Consider the following 18,208-nt stretch of genomic DNA (forward strand, 5'->3'; position numbering starts at 1 on the left):
AGGTAATTAAATGAGCAACTTAGCAAGAAAAATTCAGCAGGATCAATATCAACAACAAGAAGAAAAACAGTCGGTTAAAAAGGTTATTAAACAGACTAAATCATTATTATCTCCTGGAGAGAAGATTTTAGGAATTGCCTTTGTAGCGATTATTTGTATTGGCGGCGTAAAAATTGTAAGCAACCAATCGGAGATTTATCAAGTAAATAAAGATATTCAAGTAGCGGAAAGCTCCATTAATTCGCTTGAAAAGTCAAACAAGGAATTAGATACACAGGTCAAGGATTTAAGCAGCTTTGAACGCTTACGCGAAGTAGCAGGGAAATTAGGTTTAGATTTTAGTAAAGATAATGTAAAGGTTGTGCATTAAGCAATGATTCGAAAACAACCTAATATTAATTTTGGAGCAGCCATCCTTTTTATTCTCTTTTGTCTGCTCTTTTTTGTTTTAGTTATTCGGTTTGTCTATATTCAAGCGACAGGAGAAGTGTCAGGAGTAGAACTAGCTGCACAAGCAGAAAAAAAACATAACACATCTCGTGTGCTAGAGGCTTCTAGAGGAAGTATATTAGATCGCAATGGGGACGTAATTGCGGAGGATGCAGTTTCTTATAAGCTAGTTGCTGTAACGGATAAATCATTGAGTAAGAATCTGGATAAAAAAGTTCATGTTGCAGATCCTGAATTGACAGCTAGAGAATTAGCGAAATATATCGATTTAAAAGAATCGGAGATTTATAGAATTTTAACCAAAAAGGGCGCAAAACAAGTGGAATTTGGGGAGGCCGGAAAGGATCTTTCCTATGAGACGAAAAAGAAAATTGAAGATTTAAAGCTTCCTGGTATTCAAATTGTCGAAGGGAAGAAGCGTTTCTATCCGAATGGAATCTTTGCTTCCCATGTTATCGGCTATTTGGAAGAGGATGATGGTAAAGAAACAGGTAGATTAGGTATTGAAGAAAGCTTAAATAAAATGCTGACAGGCACAAATGGCAGTATGCAGTATAGTAAAGATATATGGGGTTATATTTTGCCGAACAGTAAGGATAAAATCGTGCCTGCACAAAATGGCAAGGATGTTTATTTAACACTCGATAAGAAAATTCAATCCTTTTTAGAAGATACGATGAATAAGGTGAATGCGGAATATGATCCTGTAAAAATGATTGCGATTGTAGCTAATCCGAAAACAGGGGAAATATTAGCGATGAGTCAAAGACCGTCCTTTGATCCTGAAACAAGAGAAGGTATTACAGCTTCCTGGCATAATGAAGCAATCGAAACCAATTATGAACCAGGATCCACCATGAAAATCTTTACCTTAGCTGCAGCAGTAGAAGAAGGAGTATTCAATCCAAACGAGAAGTATCAGTCAGGCAGATATGAAGGAATAGGAGATCATAATAATGGAGCTGGTTGGGGACCTATTTCCTATTTGGAAGGTGTTCAGCGGTCTTCCAATGTAGCGTTCGCGAAACTTGCTAAGGAAAAAATCGGCTTTGAGACATTCAGAGAATATTTAACAAAATTCGGCCTTGATCAGCCAACTGGCATCGATCTGCCAAAAGAAGCAAATAGCTCGATTGTATTTAATTGGCCAATCGAAAAAATTACAACTGCTTTTGGTCAAGGTACTGCTTTAACGCCAATTCAGCAAATTCAAGCTGCAACAGCTATCGCCAATGATGGAAAAATGGTAAAGCCGTATGTTATTGAACAGATTAAAGATCCAAATACAGGAAAAATCATTAAAAAAGGCGAGACAAAAGTTGCAGGAACACCAATTTCTGCAAAAACAGCCAAAGAAGTCCGCGATATTCTTGAAACAGTTATTACGAGTAAAAAAGGGACTGGTTACAAAAAATTCAATATTGATGGATATGATGTTGCCGGTAAAACAGGAACCGCACAAATTCCTAAAAGCGGCGGTGGGTATTTAAAAAGTAAAAATGATTACATCTTTTCTTTCTTAGGAATGGCTCCGAAGGATGATCCTGAATTAATAATGTATGTTGCTGTTCAGCAACCAAAGTTAAAGGAAACGGAAACTGGGTCTGAACCAGTCGCTGAAATTTTCACTTCAGTAATGAAGAGCAGTCTACAGTATATGGATATAGTTCCAACAAAAGAAGTAATTTCGAAGCCAATCGAAATTCCTAATTTAAGTGGAATGACTGCAGAAGAAGCGAAGAAAATTCTGGAGGATAAAGGGCTGAATGCCGTTATTATCGGAGACGGCAAGACAGTGGAAGAACAGCTGCCAGTCAAAGGAGATACTTATCTAAAAGGCGAGAAAGTAATCTTAAAGACGGATGGGAAAGAAACAGTCCCTAATATGAAGGGCTGGTCATTACGCGATGTTTTAAAAGTAGCGGACCTCAATAAGCTGAAACTTGAAAGTTCCGGCAGTGGTTATGTGTCCTCCCAAAGTATAAAAGCAGGGTCTAAGATTAAGGAAAACGATAAGTTATCGGTTAAGTTAAAAGAACCAGAGTAAGAGAGCTTCACTACATTTTTGAGATGTAGTGAAGCTTTTTTGTTGGAGATGGACGCGGTATTGTATACTAGAAATAAGCGGTTGTTTGTAACGTTTTAGTATAATAGGAGGGTGAAAAAGTGTATAAGAAAAGAAGGGAACCACTGGAATTAGCTTTATTAAAATCATTAAATAGCCGAATGGAATTATCTGATGAATTGAAGACAAAGTATTTAAATCAAGGGAAAGGCTGGGAAGGAGAGAGGAAGTTTGATGAGCATTTAAGAGATTTAGCCCCAAATAGTATTGTATTAAATGATTTATTATTACAATCACACCAGACGACATTTCAAATCGACTCCTTATTGATAGAAGGAGAGGCACTTCATCTCTATGAAATTAAGAACTATGAAGGTGACTTTTATTATGAAAATGATCGATTCTATAAGAAAAACAATAAAGTAGAAATCAATAATCCTATTACTCAATTAAAACGAACAGAGTTCCTGTTAAGACAATTAATTCACCAGCTTGGTTACTCTATTACAATTATTCCACATGTTGTTTTTATAAACCCCGAATTTATCTTATATCAAGCTCCACTTCATTTGCCTTATATTTATCCCAACCAATTAAATCGTTATGTTAAATTATTAGAAAAAAATAGATCACAAGTAAAAAAACAGTATGCGCTCTTAGCTGAAAAGTTGATCGCTCTTCATATGGAAGATTCATCTTATCGAAGAATGCCAAGTTATACCTATGAAGAACTTAAGAAAGGAATCCTTTGCGAAAAATGCAACTCACTGTTTATTTCAACAGAACGCGCAATGATCAAATGTAATGTATGTGGATATACAGAAAGCTTGGAGTTAGCAGTTTTACGAAGTGTTAAAGAATTTAAGCTGCTTTTTCCAGAAAGAAAGATAACGACAAAAGAAATATATGACTGGTGTTTGATATCGGGAGGAATGCGGAGGATTAAGAGAATATTAGATAAGCATTATAGGCTTATTGGTATACATCAGTGGGCGTATTATGAGTGAAAGATAGTTTTCACAGAAGAGATGAACGCCAAAATTAATAGAAGAAGCAGGGAAAGAGGTTTTCATCGGGAGGATGAACGCCAAAATAATTAGAAAAAGCAAGGAAAGTAGTTTTCAACAAGGGGATGAACGCCGAAATAATTAGAAAAAGCAGGGAAAGTGGTTTTCATCGGGAGGATGAACGCCGAAATAAGCAGAAGAAGCAGGGAAAGAGGTTTTCATCGGGAGGATGAACGCCAAAATAAGCAGAAGAAGCAGGGAAAGTGGTTTTCATCGGGAGGATGAACGCCGAAATAAGCAGAAGAAGCAGGGAAAGTGGTTTTCATCGGGAGGATGAACGCCGAAATAATTAGAAGAAGCAGGGAAAGTGGTTTTCATCAAGGGGATGAACGCCGAAATAATTAGAAGAAGCAAGGAAAGTGGTTTTCATCGGGAGGATGAACGCCGAAATAATTAGAAGTAGCAAGGAAAATGATTTTCATCAAGGGGATGAACGCTAAAATAAGCAGAAGAAGCAGGGAAAGTGGTTTTCATCGGGAGGATGAACGCCAAAATAAGCAGAAGAAGCAAGGAAAGTGGTTTTCATCGGGAGGATGAACGCCGAAATAAGCAGAAGAAGCAGGGAAAGTGGTTTTCATCGGGAGGGTGAACGCCAAAATAAGCAAAAGAAGCAGGGAAAGTGGTGTTCATCAAAGAGATGAACGCCGAAATAATTAGAAGTAGCAAGGAAAATGGCTTTCATCGGGAGGGTGAAAACCACAATAACTAGAAAAAAAACAAAAGTGGCTTTCATCAACAAAACATCCCTCACACAAAAATCCCTACCTCTTTTCTAATCAACTAACCAATACTCTCCGTTCTATTCCGATTCGTACAAGCATATATTTCAATTGAGCTAGTATAAAGGAGGTTCCATCTGTATGCGGGTTTCAAATGTAACCGTTCGGAAGCGATTGTTGATAGCGCTTGTTGCTGGGATAGTTATTTTTCTCATAATTGATACAAGATTGGCGTATGTTCAATTTTTTCTGGGGGACGAGCTTACAACAAAAGCAAAAAATTTATGGAGTAGACAAATTGCTTTTGAGCCACAACGAGGAGAGATCTTGGATCGTAATGGAATAGCGCTTGCGACTAATGTCAGTGCGCCAACGGTTTATATAGTACCACGCCAAATTAAAGATCCAGCAGACACCGCTGAAAAGCTTGCAGAAGTATTAGAAGCAGATAAGGAATCTGTTTATAAGCAGATTATTCAAAGGGAGATGAGTGTTCGCTTAAAAGAAGGTAGGAAAATCACGCATGAAAAGGCCAAAAAAGTTCGTGCACTTGATATAGACGGTGTATATATTGGTGAAGATTCAAAGCGATCTTATCCTTTTGGAAACTATTTATCCCATGTATTAGGGTTTGCTGGTATTGATAATCAAGGGCTAATAGGTTTAGAGTTGGAATATGATGATGAGTTGAAGGGAAAGAAGGGATCTGTTCAATATTATTCGGATGCAAAAGGACAGAGAATGAATGATATGGCTGATGCCTATGAAGCGCCGGTAAATGGGAATGATTTAGTCCTTACCATCGATACAAAAATTCAAACGATTGTAGAAAGAGAATTGGATATAGCCCAACAAACCTATGATCCTGAATCGATTATCGCACTTGCAATGAACCCGAAGACTGGCGAGGTTTTGGCGATGTCAAGTCGTCCAGGCTTTGATCCATCAGATTTTCAAAATGTGGATTCCACTGTATATAATCGTAATTTACCGATATGGAGTTCATATGAACCAGGATCTACCTTTAAAATTATTACATTGGCAGCAGCCTTAGAAGAAGGAAAAGTAGATTTAGATAAGGATACTTTTTATGATAAAGGGTATGCCGAAGTAGGTGGAGCAAAACTTAAATGCTGGAAGCGAGGAGGACATGGCTCGCAAACGTTTTTAGAGGTCGTTCAAAATTCTTGTAACCCTGGTTTTGTAGAATTAGGGGAACGTCTTGGCAAAGATAAGCTGTTTCAATATATTCGTGATTTTGGATTTGGGCAAAAAACAGGAATTGATTTACAAGGGGAATCTAAAGGGATTTTGTTTAACATGGACAGAGTAGGACCAGTGGAGCAAGCGACAACAGCATTTGGTCAAGGCGTCGCCGTAACGCCAATTCAACAAGTTACAGCATTATCTGCCGCAATTAACGGGGGCACTTTATATACTCCTTATGTAGCAAAAGAATTAATTGATCCATCTACTGGTGAAGTGGTTATGGAGAAAAAGCCTGTAGCAAAAAGAAAGGTAGTTTCTGAAGAAACATCTAAAGAAGTAAGACGGGCATTAGAAAATGTTGTGGCAAAGGGATCTGGAGGCAAGGCCTTTGTGGAAGGCTATCGAGTTGGTGGAAAAACAGGGACAGCGCAAAAAGCTTCAGGTGGAAGATATTTAGAAAATAATTATATACTATCCTTTATCGGCTTTGCACCTGCTGATGATCCTGAATTAGTCGTGTACGTGGCAGTAGATAACCCAAAAGGAACGGTGCAATTCGGTAGTGCGGTTGCTGCTCCAATTGTTGGCGCGATTATGGGAGATAGTTTGAGAGCACTTGGTGTGGAACCTCGTAAAGATCAAATTGACAAAGTATATAAATATCCGGAAAATCCATTAATAGAAGTGCCAGACCTTGTCGGGCATACGAAAAAAGATATCAGTGAAATGTTTATTAATCTTAAAATTGATTCAAGTGGAAGCGGGGATACGGTGATTAAGCAATCTCCAGAGCCTGGAACAAAAGTGAAGGAAGGATCAACTATTTTGGTTCAATTTAATTAATTGGAAGAGATGCGGCAGCATAATACGTGCCGCTTCTCTTCCTCTATAAAAAAGCCTCTTGAGCCTTTTAATCCAAGAATAGAGCTCGTATGTAAATAATTAAAATTTTCCTCTATCTTAAATTATTCTTCTAATATAAATTCTCCAACAATAAGGTACAACATAGATAAATTTTTTTTAATCATGTAAAATAAAATACGCTAAGAAAATTGTATAATCTATATGGCTGATTCATTATTTAGTATATAATTAATATTTATGAGCAATCAAAGATTACATATAGAGCTAGAGAAAAGAGGAATCAAAAAGCGATGCAATTAAAAAAACTTATTGAGAGTTTACAGCCATACACTCCTTATACCGGAGAAGATGTGGAAATAAAATCAATAGAGAATGATAATCGCAAAGTATCAGATGGCAGTCTTTTTATTTGTATAAAAGGTTATACAGTCGATGGCCATGATTTTGCCCAAAAAGCATACGAATCTGGGGCAGTCGCTGTCATAGCGGAAAGAAGTCTGTCCTTGCCTATTCCAGTGATCGTTGTAAAAGATACAAAAAGAGCTAGTAGTGTGCTTGCAGATGTATTTTATCAAAAGCCGACTCAAAAGCTTCAGCTTATTGGAATAACAGGTACAAATGGAAAGACAACAACTAGCCATTTAATAGATGCTATTTTAAAAGAGGCAAATAAAAAAACAGGAATCATCGGTACGATGTATACCAAAATCGGTGAGGAAATACAAGAAACAAAAAATACAACTCCAGAAGCTGTGACCCTGCAGAAGGTGTTTCATCAAATGGTGGAGCAAAAAGTTGATACAGCTGTTATGGAAGTATCTTCCCATGCCCTTGTAGAAGGCAGAGTATTTGGTTGTGACTATGATATTGCTGTTTTTACCAATCTAAGTCAAGATCATTTAGATTATCATGGTACGATGGAAGAATATAAAAAAGCGAAAGGGTTGCTTTTTACAAGACTAGGAAATGCCTTTTCGTCTGAAAAGCCAAAATTTGCTATTCTCAATAAAGATGATGCAGCAGCGAATGAGTATGAAACCATTACAGCCGCTCATATTCTTACATATGGAATTGATAAAGAAGCTGATATAATGGCAAAAAATATAAAAATTACGGCAGCAGGCACATCATTCGATTTACATACTCCGCTTGGCATACATTCTGTCCAATTAAAAATGGTTGGGAAATTTAACGTGTATAATACACTAGCAAGCATTGGTGCTGCAATCGCAAGTAATATTCCAATGGAAGTGACCATCAATGCGCTAGAAAAGGTAGCAGGAGTCGCAGGGAGATTTGAAACGGTTAATGCCGGCCAAGACTTTTCTGTGATCGTTGATTATTCACATACACCTGATAGTTTGCAAAATGCTTTGCAAACGGTAAAAGAATTTGCTAAGAATAAAATATATGTGATCGTTGGCTGTGGGGGCGATAGAGACAAGACGAAACGTCCTTTAATGGCGAAAATTGCTTGCGAGGAAGCGAGTTATGCAATCCTAACTTCCGATAATCCTAGAAGTGAAGATCCGCTTGCCATATTAAAAGATATGGAGGAAGGAGTTAGGGCTGAACAGAATTATACGATAATCTCTGATCGCAAAGAGGCTATTGCCTTTGCTGTTGATCAAGCGCAGCCTGATGATGTTATTCTAATTGCAGGGAAAGGGCATGAAACGTATCAAATTATTGGTTCTAAAGTGTTGGACTTTGATGACCGTTTAGTTGCAAAAGAAGCGATAGAGGAGAGAAAAAATGACACTGTCCTATAACTTAGTCCTTCAAGCTATTCCCGAAGCAAAAGGGTTTGTGAAAGAAGATTTGCTTTTTCAAACCGTGTCATTCTTAGCAGAGTGCGAACAGCCAAAAGGACTGTTTATTCCATTTTATAAAGATAGTTCTGGTGATTTGAGTGCTGCTATAACAAATGGAGCAATTGGAGCGATTTGGGAAGAGGGGATGAAACTCCCATCCTATACACCAAATCATTTTCCGATTTTTTATACAAAAGATTTAAAGGAAGGCATATTAAAAATGAGTAAAATTTACGAGCAACAATTACAAGCACAAGAAAAAACAACTAAATTTATTTTTTTGCAAGAAAACAGTCTGAATTCCCAGATGGAAACATATGATATAGCGGTAATTAGAGAGCATGTATTAAATACAAATAATCAAATGAAAGGAGGGAATTAAAATGCAGGAGAAAGTTATCTTTTTACGATTCTATTAGGCTTTTTAATAACAGTATTAATTTCTCCCTTTTTTATTCCCTTCTTGCGAAGATTAAAATTCGGACAAAGCATTAGAGAAGAAGGACCGAAGTCTCATCAGAAAAAAACGGGAACGCCAACTATGGGGGGCTTAATGATTATTTTCTCCATTGTTGTAACGACATTGGTAATGATTAATAAATTTTCAGAGCCAACAATTAAGACGTATTTATTACTTTTAGTATTAGTCGGATTTGGATTGTTAGGCTTTTTAGATGACTTTATAAAAGTAGTGATGAAGCGTAATTTAGGATTAACTTCTAGACAAAAGCTATTAGGGCAGATAATTATTTCGCTTATTTTTTACTTTGTTTTACGCGAAAACGAATTTTCCACTGCAATTTCGATTCCTTTTGTAGATAAACCACTAGAATTAGGGTGGTTTTATGCGCTATTTATTATTTTTTGGTTAGTTGGATTTTCTAATGCGGTGAATTTAACCGATGGCTTGGACGGATTAGTTTCTGGAACTTCTGCTGTGGCATTTGGAGCGTTTGCTGTCCTTGCATGGAGTCAATCACAGTTTGAAATTAGCATTTTCTCGGTAGCCATTGTGGGCGCAGTTTTAGGATTTTTAGTATTCAACGCCCATCCAGCAAAAGTATTTATGGGAGATACTGGTTCACTTGCCCTTGGAGGTGCTATTGCAGCGATTGCTATTTTAACAAAGACAGAAATTTTATTAATATTAATAGGTGGAGTATTTGTTATTGAGACACTTTCTGTCATTCTTCAAGTAATATCTTTTAAATCAACAGGGAGAAGAATTTTCCGTATGAGCCCATTACATCACCATTATGAACTAGTTGGCTGGTCTGAATGGCGAGTAGTTGTCACATTTTGGACGGTTGGATTATTATTTGCCGCTTTAGGAATTTATATTGAGGTGTGGTTATAATGAAGCAGATTAATGATTATCATCATAAAAAAATTCTGGTATTAGGTCTTGCTAAAAGTGGAATAAGCGCAGCTCAATTACTACATAATTTAGGTGCCTTTGTAACAGTAAATGATAGTAAGCCATTAGATGAAAATCCAGAAGCACAAGGCTTATTAGAACAAGGAATCACGGTTATCTGCGGAAGTCATCCTATTGAATTGCTGGAGGAGGGTTTCCAGCTGATCGTAAAAAACCCTGGAATTCCTTACTTTAATCCAATGATTAAAGGGGCAGTGGAGCGTGGCATTCCTGTAATCACAGAGGTAGAACTAGCATACAGAGTGTCCGAAGCTCCTTTTCTTGCAATCACTGGGTCAAATGGGAAAACAACGACCACAACCTTATTGTTTGATATGTTAGAACTTGATAAGAAAAAGCCTTTGATAGCGGGGAATATTGGAACAGTTGCTTCTAATGTAGCCCAAGTTGCAGAGGAAGATAATAAAATAGTGATTGAATTATCCTCCTTTCAATTAATGGGAATTGAAAAATTCAAGCCGAAAATTGCGATCATTACAAATATTTATGAGGCACATTTAGATTATCATGGGACACGGGAAGAATATGCGAAGGCAAAAGGAAACATTACGAGAAACCAAGATGAAAGTGACTATTTAATTGTGAACGTCGAACAAGAGATTGTCATGGATATCGCGAACAGAAGCAATGCAACGATTATTCCTTTTTCTGCAAAACGTGAACTTGAGTTTGGGGCCTATATAAAAGATAATATTATTTATTTTAATGATCAAAAAATTATGGCATTATCAGATATAACGTATTTAAGTGCATTAAATTTAGAAAACATCCTTTCATCTGTTGCAGCAGCAAAATTATCAGGTGTAACAAATGAAAGTATTTTTGCCGTATTAAGTACCTTTAAAGGGGTTAAGCATCGTCTGCAATTTATTAAAGAAATAAACGGACGGAAATTCTATAATGATTCGAAAGCAACAAATATCCTGGCAACACAAAATGCCCTTGCAGCCTTTAATGAACCGGTTATTCTGTTAGCTGGTGGACTGGACCGCGGAAATGAATTTGATGAACTCATTCCATCTCTTAAAAATGTAAAAGCTATGATTACTTTTGGACAAACTGCTGAAAAAGTGGAGAAGGCAGGCAAGCTTGCAGGAATAAAAACCATTAAACGCGTCGATAATGTGGACAAAGCAGTACCTGTTGCCTATGACTTATCAGAAAGCGGAGATGTTATTCTTCTTTCCCCAGCATGTGCAAGCTGGGATCAATATAAAACTTTTGAAGTCAGAGGAGACATTTTTATCAATGCGGTGCATATGCTTAAATAAGGGCTTGTCTGTAAGTAGGCGTTGAAAGAAAATTTAAGATCTATATGGATAGAAATAAAAAAGTATCCATATAAAATACTTACTTAAAAGTAAGCTCTGTAAATGATAACAAGGTTAGTAGAAAAAGGCTAAAGGTTTCATTTCATCTAAATTAGGGTGGAAGGAACGCTCTTTTCCCTTATTCCTAGTTTAACCGATAATTTACAGAGCTTTCTTTTTTTATCCGATTCCTCAGTAGTATACAAAGAAATCTGGGTATAAATCGCTTTTCTTTGTTGCAAGCCCTTAATCTTGCAGGTTCGAGGTGTTAATGGTGCCATCAAAAAAAACGACTCCAGATATAATTCTAATGATTATTACATTTACGTTGCTAGCGATAGGGTTAATCATGGTGTATAGTGCTAGTGCTGTAATGGCTGAACGAAATTTAGGTGATTCTTTTTTCTTTGCTAAAAGGCAAATGCTTTTTGCAGGAGTCGGAATTGCAGCAATGTTATTTATTATGAATCTTGATTACTGGATATGGAGATCTTGGGCTAAACCGATTATTATTGTTTGTTTTATTTTACTTGTCGTTGTTTTAATTCCTGGGTGGGGTTAGTTCGAAATGGTTCGCAAAGCTGGATCGGAGTAGGTGCTTTTTCTATTCAGCCCTCTGAATTTATGAAAATAGCAATGATTCTTTTCTTGGGAAAATTTCTATCAGAAAATCAAAAGCATATAACCTCCTTTAAAAAAGGGTTACTTCCCTCATTAGGTCTGGTATTCCTTGCCTTCGGAATGATTATGCTTCAGCCGGATTTAGGTACTGGGACAGTTATGGTTGGAACTAGTATTGTCATGATTTTTATTGCTGGTGCTCGCATTCGTCACTTTGTTATATTAGGTCTTATTGGGGTAGCTGGTTTTATCGGTCTGGTTGCATCAGCTCCTTATCGGATTAAAAGGATAACATCCTTTCTGGACCCATGGTCAGATCCATTAGGAAGCGGATTTCAAATAATCCAATCTTTATATGCAATTGGTCCAGGCGGTTTATTCGGTTTAGGACTTGGGGAAAGCAGACAAAAATTTTTCTACTTACCTGAGCCGCAAACCGATTTCATTTTTGCGATTCTGTCAGAAGAATTAGGCTTTATCGGCGGTTCGCTGATTTTATTATTATTCGCGCTTTTACTTTGGAGAGGCATAAGAATTGCATTAGGAGCTCAAGATTTATTTGGGAGCTTTGTGGCAGTCGGGATCATTTCCATGGTTGCAATTCAAGTTATGATTAACATTGGGGTGGTAACAGGGCTAATGCCAGTTACAGGGATTACACTTCCGTTTTTAAGCTATGGCGGCTCATCGCTGACACTTATGTTAATAGCAATAGGCATCCTTCTAAATGTGAGCCGATTTTCGCGGTATTAAATGCAGCCTCATTGCTAGGAAATTTTTTGATGAAATTTATAGAAACCTAGTGGAGAGAATACGTTCTCTTTACTAGGTTTTTTTGTGGAGAGCTAAAGAGTGTTTATCATGGTAGTCTCTGTTTCAGAGGGAAGAAATGTTGTAGAATACAAAAAATTTATTTTTTTCACACATATGATAAATCCTTTTCAAACATGACAATATGACATGTAGGAAGACGAAATGTATTACATTTCATTATCATTTTCAAGATATTCATAAAGCAAGTTTAAAATATAGTACAATAAGGTATCTATTATTTGGGAGATGACGGCAAAGCTAAAAAATATCTAAAAAAATAGCAGAAGATTATTTTTGTTTTATGTTATTTGAAGCTATAATGTAAAAGAGAAGAAAACCACGTTTTTTTCAGGAAAAGTAGAGATGAGAAGTATTTTGAGGTGGAAAGAATGAAAATAGTAGTAAGCGGCGGAGGAACAGGGGGACATATATACCCTGCATTAGCATTGATTCGCGAAATAAAAAGAGAAGTGAAGGATGCTGAATTTCTTTATATCGGAACAGAGCAAGGGCTAGAAAGTAAATTAGTTAGACGAGAAGATATTCCATTTAAAACAATACATATCACAGGGTTTAAACGAAAACTTTCCCCAGAAAATGTGAAAACAGTTTGGCGATTTATTGCAGGTGTACAAAAAAGTAAAGCGATTTTAAAAGAATTTAAAGCAGACGTTGTCATCGGGACAGGCGGATATGTTTGTGGTCCGGTTGTATATGCGGCAGCTAAGCTTGGAATACCGACTATTATTCATGAACAAAATAGTGTTCCAGGGTTAACCAATAAGTTTTTAAGTAAATATGTCGATAAAGTAGCGATTTGCTTTGAAGAAGCGGCTTCTTTTTTTCCAGATAAAAAAGTAGTGATGACCGGGAATCCAAGGGCATCCGAAGTGTTAAATCAGGATGGAATAAAAGGTCGCTTATCAGTCGGATTAAAATTAAAAGAACCCGCTGTTCTTATTGTTGGCGGTAGTAGAGGAGCAAGACCGATAAATGATGCTGTAATTGCAGCTTTACCACAATTAGGGGAGAAAGCTTATCAAGTTCTTTATGTAACAGGAGAGGTGCACTACGAAGCGGTAAAGAAAGAAGTAGAGCGTGTCGGCAATCCAGAAAATGTTATTATTAAGCCATTTGTCCATAATATGCCTGAAGTATTAACGAGTATTGATTTAACTGTTGCAAGAGCTGGCGCAACAACACTAAGTGAGCTAACCTCGCTTGGTATTCCGAGCATTCTTGTGCCAAGTCCTTATGTAACGAATAATCATCAAGAAAAAAATGCGCATGCATTAACGAGTAATGGAGCAGCCAGAATGCTTCTTGAACAGGATATGAATGGCCAAAAATTGATAGAAGAAATGGATGCAATCATGCTTAATCCTGTTTTGCTAAAGGAAATGAAAGAGACTTCCAAAAAATTAGGTATTCCTGATGCGGCAATGAGGTTGTATAATGTCATGAAGGAAGTAATCGATAACAAGAAAAAATAAGATAGCAAATAGAAAATTTGTTTGTTAGGAAAAGGTGGACAACCTATTGAAATGTTATGTACTATTTCCTTATTTAATAATACCGGGGTGATTTTTTGGAAAAAGGGAAGGTAGTTTCTTTAGAAGATAGAATTCCAAAATTAAAAGAGCAGAGACGAAGAAAAGCAAATCGTCGCCTTATTTTCCTTCTCCTTCTATTCTTCCTAATCATCGTTTGCGTTATATACTTCCAATCGCCTTTAAGTCATGTGAAAAACATCGAAATTACGGGTAATCATTTATATTCTTTTGAAGACTTGGAGAAAATGAGTGGAATTGACAGCAAAACAAATATTTGGACAATCAAAAAAGACAAGCTCACAGAGAAATTAAAAGACTCAGGCGGGATTAAATCTGCTAAGATTTCTATTGTTTTTCCAAATACTGTTCATATTGACGTAAAAGAGTATAGGAAGATTGCTTACTTTGAAGTAAAGAATGAATTTATTCCACTTCTTGAAAATGGGGAGATGCTGCATGACAGAGCTATGACCAACAGTCCCTATGATGCTCCAATTATTAAGGATATAAAGAGCGAAGATAATAAAGTAATCAAAAAAATAGGGGGAGAACTAAATAAACTGTCAGCAGAAGTGTATAACGCAATTTCTGAAGTAAGGTATACTCCTAAAAATACAGATAAGTGGCGTGTTACTGTATATATGAATGATGGAAATCAGGTATTAGCTTCTTTATCCTCTTTTTCGGATAAGCTGCAGCATTATCCATCCATCATTTCCCAGCTGAATACAGATAAAAAAGGCGTTATTGATTTAGAGGTAGGTTCTTATTTTAAAGCTTTTGATTCGGAAGGGGAAAAGAAGGGTGAAGAATAATAAAAGAAGAAGAAATGTTATCTTCTCCTTAGTTTTTCTTGTACTTGGATTTATGATCTCTTTTTCCTATCAAAATACAAAAAAAGATGAAGGGAAAGCAGTGAGTGAGAGCCAATTTGAAAGAGATTTGGATTTGCGCAATGAGCTAATTGAGCAGGAAGAAAAGAACAATAAGTTGTATAAGGAGTTAAAGGAAAACCAAAGGGACTTGCTTCAATTAGAGAAGAAACTTTCTAACGAAGCAGAGACTTATTATAACTTGGCAGAAGATGCGGAAAAATACCGGATATATTTAGGAAAGGTTGCAGTAAAAGGGGAAGGGGTACAAATTGCTTTGGAAGATGGTGAGTATAATCCAAAGGAAGATAATGTGAATAATTATTTGGTTCATGAGCATCATGTATTTAAAGTGATCAACGAGCTTTATATTGCTGGTGCAGAAGCGATTAGTATCAATGGACAAAGGCTAGCACATAATTCTTATATCCTTTGCAATGGTCCAGTAATTGAAATTGACGGTTATCAGCACCCAGCCCCATTTGTTATTACGGCAATTGGCGATAGCGATGTGTTAGAAGGCGCAATAAATATAAATGGTGGCGTAAAGGATTTGTTAGTAAATGATAATGTAAGATTTACGCTTGAGAAAAAAAGAATGATCCAAATGGATCCTTTAAATGTTAATTAACGATAAGTATGATTTAGAAAGTATGATGCGCTTTGAATAAGAAATTTATAACGATGACGGGAATTACACTTATTGCAGGGTTTATGATAGCAGTTCAATTTCAGACAATAAAAGAACCTGTTGTACGAGACACGAGAGATACTTGGGAGTTAAGAGAAGATCTTATCCATGAGAAAAAATTAGAATTAAAGTTAATAGATGAGATACGTTCGACAAATGGAAAGATAGAAGAATATGAGAATGAAACCCCAAGAAGCAAAGAAGCGGTATTGAAAGAGACTTTGGCAGAATTAAAGCAGGAAGCGGGCTTAACAGAAGTAACGGGAAATGGAATTGTCTTAAAGATTGAGTCTGTCAGTACAGAAATGCTTTTAGGTGAAAATCCTGGAGTAGTTACCTCTGAATTATTACAACGGTTAGTAAATGAATTAAATTTATATGGTGTTGAGGAGATAGCGATAAATGATAATCGTTATGTAAATACAACTGTTATCCGTGAAATTAACAATGTGTTAAAAATGGATGGGAATCCCCTAAACCAGCTGCCAATTGAAATAAAAGTGATAGCGAAGGATGCTAACACTGTTGAAAAACTGTTTAATTACATGAAGGTTTCAAAGTCAGCAGATGAATTTTTCTTATCTAATCTGTTATTGAATGTCGAGATGCCAAAGGAACCAATCAAAATACCAGCATATAGCAACCCCATAAATATCCATTATATGAAGCCCGTAAGTACAAGTAAAGGAGGAGATTCTTAATGTGGCTTCCTATATTTGGGCTGATTGTTGGGATTGTATTAGGATTATTAACCGATATAAAAGTGCCAGACGAATATGCTAACTATTTATCAATTGCTGTTCTCGCTGCACTGGATACTTTATTTGGAGGGATTCGTGCTCATCTGCAAAATATATTCGACGAGAAAGTATTTGTAACTGGGTTCTTCTTTAATATTGCTCTTGCAGCAAGTTTAGCTTTTCTAGGTGTACATCTTGGTGTAGACTTATACTTAGCGGCTATTTTTGCATTTGGTGTTCGACTATTTCAAAATATAGCTGTCATTCGCAGTATTATCTTAAAGAAATCAAATACGCATTCTCTTGAAAAAAATGAAAAAAGTTGACAGAGAAAAAAGGGAATATATTAGTTTTGGCGAATAATTTAAATATTAATAGATATGTGGAAGTGAATTACGATATTTCCTTGTGAAATAAGTAATTAGTCCTATTTGTAGTAAAAAAGACCAAAATTGTATTGACACTTTGCGAAAACTTAGTGAAAATATGGTGTTGCCTGGTATACAATAGAATAGTTGTGAAGATTATATTATGTATATCAAAAAACTATGTAAATAGCAGACGTTACTTCTGATAAAAAAAGTTGAATTTTTTGACTGTATGACATAACTTGTTGTTCACATTATTTAAAATGCAAAAGGAGGTGCCCGAGAATGAACAGCAATGAACTTTATGTGAGTCTAGACATCGGTACATCCAGCATAAAAGTAATCATTGGAGAAATGATTAACGAATCTTTAAATATTATTGGTGTAGGCATCGTCCCATCAGAAGGTTTAAAAAAAGGTTCAATTGTGGATATAGATGAAACCGTTCATTCTATTCGACAAGCAATAGAGCAAGCTGAAAGAATGGTTGGGATGGAGATAAAGCAAGTAGTTGTTGGCGTTTCGGGAAATCATGTTAATCTGCAAACCTCACGTGGGGTAGTTGCAGTTTCAAGTGAAAATCGCGAAATTACAATTGAAGATGTAATTAGGGTAAAGGATGCTGCACAAGTAGTTTCCATTCCCCCTGAAAAAGAGATTATTGATATTATTCCTAAACAATTTATTGTCGATGGATTAGATGAAATTACTGATCCCCGAGGAATGATTGGTGTACGATTGGAAATGGAAGGTACTATTATAACTGGAAGTAAAACCATTTTACATAACACCTTAAGATGTGTGGAAAGAGCAGGACTTGAAATTCAAGATATCTCCTTGCAACCACTTGCTGCAGGATCTTTTGCGCTTTCAAAAGATGAGAAAAACTTAGGAGTGGCGTTAATAGATATAGGCGGAGGATCTACAACTATTGCTGTATTTGAAAATGGATTCCTTAAAGCCACTAGCGTTATTCCTGTAGGTGGAGATCATATTACTAAAGATCTATCCATTGGTCTTCGAACTACAACAGAAGATGCCGAAAAAATTAAAATAAAGTATGGTTATGCTTTTTATGATCATGCTTCTGAAGAGGAAGTATTCAGCGTTCCTATTATAGGAAGCGATCAGCATCAGCAATTTAATCAATTGGAGATTTCTGATATTATAGAAGCTAGATTAGAAGAAATCTTTGAACTTGTTGGTCATGAACTAGCTAGACTAGGAGTATATGATCTTCCAGGAGGATTTGTATTAACTGGAGGAGTAGCTAGTACGAAAGGAATTTTAGAATTAGCGCAAGATATTTTCCAAAGCCGAGTTAGAATTGCTATTCCTGATTATATTGGAGTTAGAGAGCCACAATATACTACTGCAGTTGGTTTAATTAAATTCTCCTATAAAAATAGTAAACTTCAAGGTGGAAATATCCATAACCCTGTTGCTGTTCCTGCTGAAACAAGGGAAAAAGCTCAGAAAACAGCATCCCAAAAACAAGCTTATGAGAAAAAACAAGTGGAAAAAGAACCTTCAAAGTTTAAGAAATTTATGGGATATTTCTTTGATTAATGAAATGTCTTAATAGAAAAACATAATTTTGATAAAAAAGAACTT

Annotated in this window: 14 protein-coding genes and 1 pseudogene; all 15 read left to right on the forward strand. The window is 36.2% G+C overall.

Annotated features, from left to right (window positions below; genetic code table 11):
* Positions 1-10 precede the first annotated feature (10 nt).
* The 15 genes and pseudogenes from ftsL to ftsA all read left to right on the forward strand — a co-directional run bounded on the left by ftsL (position 11) and on the right by ftsA (position 18,163).
* Positions 11-370, forward strand: a complete 360-nt coding sequence (gene ftsL / locus C2I06_RS02930; RefSeq protein ID WP_095329085.1) for a cell division protein FtsL — start codon at positions 11-13, stop codon at positions 368-370.
* A gap of 3 nt (positions 371-373) precedes the next feature.
* The gene (locus C2I06_RS02935; RefSeq protein ID WP_123257418.1) at positions 374-2,497 is read left to right on the forward strand and encodes a penicillin-binding protein; all 2,124 of its coding nucleotides are present in this window, start codon (positions 374-376) and stop codon (positions 2,495-2,497) included.
* 119 nt (positions 2,498-2,616) lie between these two features.
* Positions 2,617-3,522 carry a nuclease-related domain-containing protein gene (locus C2I06_RS02940; RefSeq protein WP_123257419.1) on the forward strand — a complete coding sequence of 302 codons (906 nt, stop codon included), beginning with the start codon at positions 2,617-2,619 and terminating at the stop codon, positions 3,520-3,522.
* 920 nt (positions 3,523-4,442) lie between these two features.
* Positions 4,443-6,353, forward strand: a complete 1,911-nt coding sequence (locus C2I06_RS02945) for a stage V sporulation protein D (protein ID WP_095329088.1) — start codon at positions 4,443-4,445, stop codon at positions 6,351-6,353.
* A 311-nt stretch (positions 6,354-6,664) separates the two neighbouring features.
* Positions 6,665-8,146, forward strand: a complete 1,482-nt coding sequence (locus C2I06_RS02950; protein WP_123257420.1) for a UDP-N-acetylmuramoyl-L-alanyl-D-glutamate--2,6-diaminopimelate ligase — start codon at positions 6,665-6,667, stop codon at positions 8,144-8,146.
* On the forward strand, positions 8,130-8,570 hold the full coding sequence (locus tag C2I06_RS02955) for a hypothetical protein (protein ID WP_123257421.1): 441 nt from the start codon (positions 8,130-8,132) through the stop codon (positions 8,568-8,570). Before C2I06_RS02950 ends, C2I06_RS02955 begins: the two co-directional genes overlap by 17 nt.
* Before the next feature lie 27 nt (positions 8,571-8,597).
* Positions 8,598-9,545 (forward strand): phospho-N-acetylmuramoyl-pentapeptide-transferase, encoded by a 948-nt coding sequence (gene mraY / locus C2I06_RS02960; protein WP_123257422.1) that lies wholly within the window; start codon positions 8,598-8,600, stop codon positions 9,543-9,545.
* Positions 9,545-10,897, forward strand: a complete 1,353-nt coding sequence (murD, locus tag C2I06_RS02965; protein WP_123257423.1) for a UDP-N-acetylmuramoyl-L-alanine--D-glutamate ligase — start codon at positions 9,545-9,547, stop codon at positions 10,895-10,897. Before mraY ends, murD begins: the two co-directional genes overlap by 1 nt.
* Positions 10,898-11,210: 313 nt before the next feature.
* Positions 11,211-12,310: pseudogene (gene spoVE / locus C2I06_RS02970) on the forward strand (stage V sporulation protein E).
* Between the two features lie 449 nt (positions 12,311-12,759).
* A complete protein-coding gene (gene murG / locus C2I06_RS02975) occupies positions 12,760-13,863 on the forward strand; it encodes an undecaprenyldiphospho-muramoylpentapeptide beta-N-acetylglucosaminyltransferase (protein WP_123257424.1) in 1,104 nt (367 codons plus the stop codon).
* 95 nt (positions 13,864-13,958) lie between these two features.
* A complete protein-coding gene (locus C2I06_RS02980; RefSeq protein ID WP_123257425.1) occupies positions 13,959-14,738 on the forward strand; it encodes a cell division protein FtsQ/DivIB in 780 nt (259 codons plus the stop codon).
* The gene (locus C2I06_RS02985) at positions 14,728-15,426 is read left to right on the forward strand and encodes a DUF881 domain-containing protein (protein ID WP_095329097.1); all 699 of its coding nucleotides are present in this window, start codon (positions 14,728-14,730) and stop codon (positions 15,424-15,426) included. The genes C2I06_RS02980 and C2I06_RS02985 overlap by 11 nt, the downstream gene beginning before the upstream one ends.
* 32 nt (positions 15,427-15,458) lie before the next feature.
* Positions 15,459-16,187 (forward strand): DUF881 domain-containing protein, encoded by a 729-nt coding sequence (locus C2I06_RS02990; protein ID WP_338134267.1) that lies wholly within the window; start codon positions 15,459-15,461, stop codon positions 16,185-16,187.
* Positions 16,187-16,552, forward strand: coding sequence for a small basic family protein (locus tag C2I06_RS02995; RefSeq protein ID WP_095329099.1), 366 nt, complete (start codon positions 16,187-16,189; stop codon positions 16,550-16,552). The genes C2I06_RS02990 and C2I06_RS02995 overlap by 1 nt, the downstream gene beginning before the upstream one ends.
* Before the next feature lie 327 nt (positions 16,553-16,879).
* Positions 16,880-18,163: a cell division protein FtsA gene (gene ftsA, locus C2I06_RS03000; RefSeq protein ID WP_095329100.1), complete on the forward strand. Its 1,284-nt coding sequence runs from the start codon at positions 16,880-16,882 to the stop codon at positions 18,161-18,163.
* The last annotated feature ends 45 nt before the right edge of the window (positions 18,164-18,208 follow it).

Origin of the sequence: Niallia circulans, from assembly GCF_003726095.1 — a bacterium.
Classification (GTDB): domain Bacteria; phylum Bacillota; class Bacilli; order Bacillales; family Cytobacillaceae; genus Niallia; species Niallia circulans_A.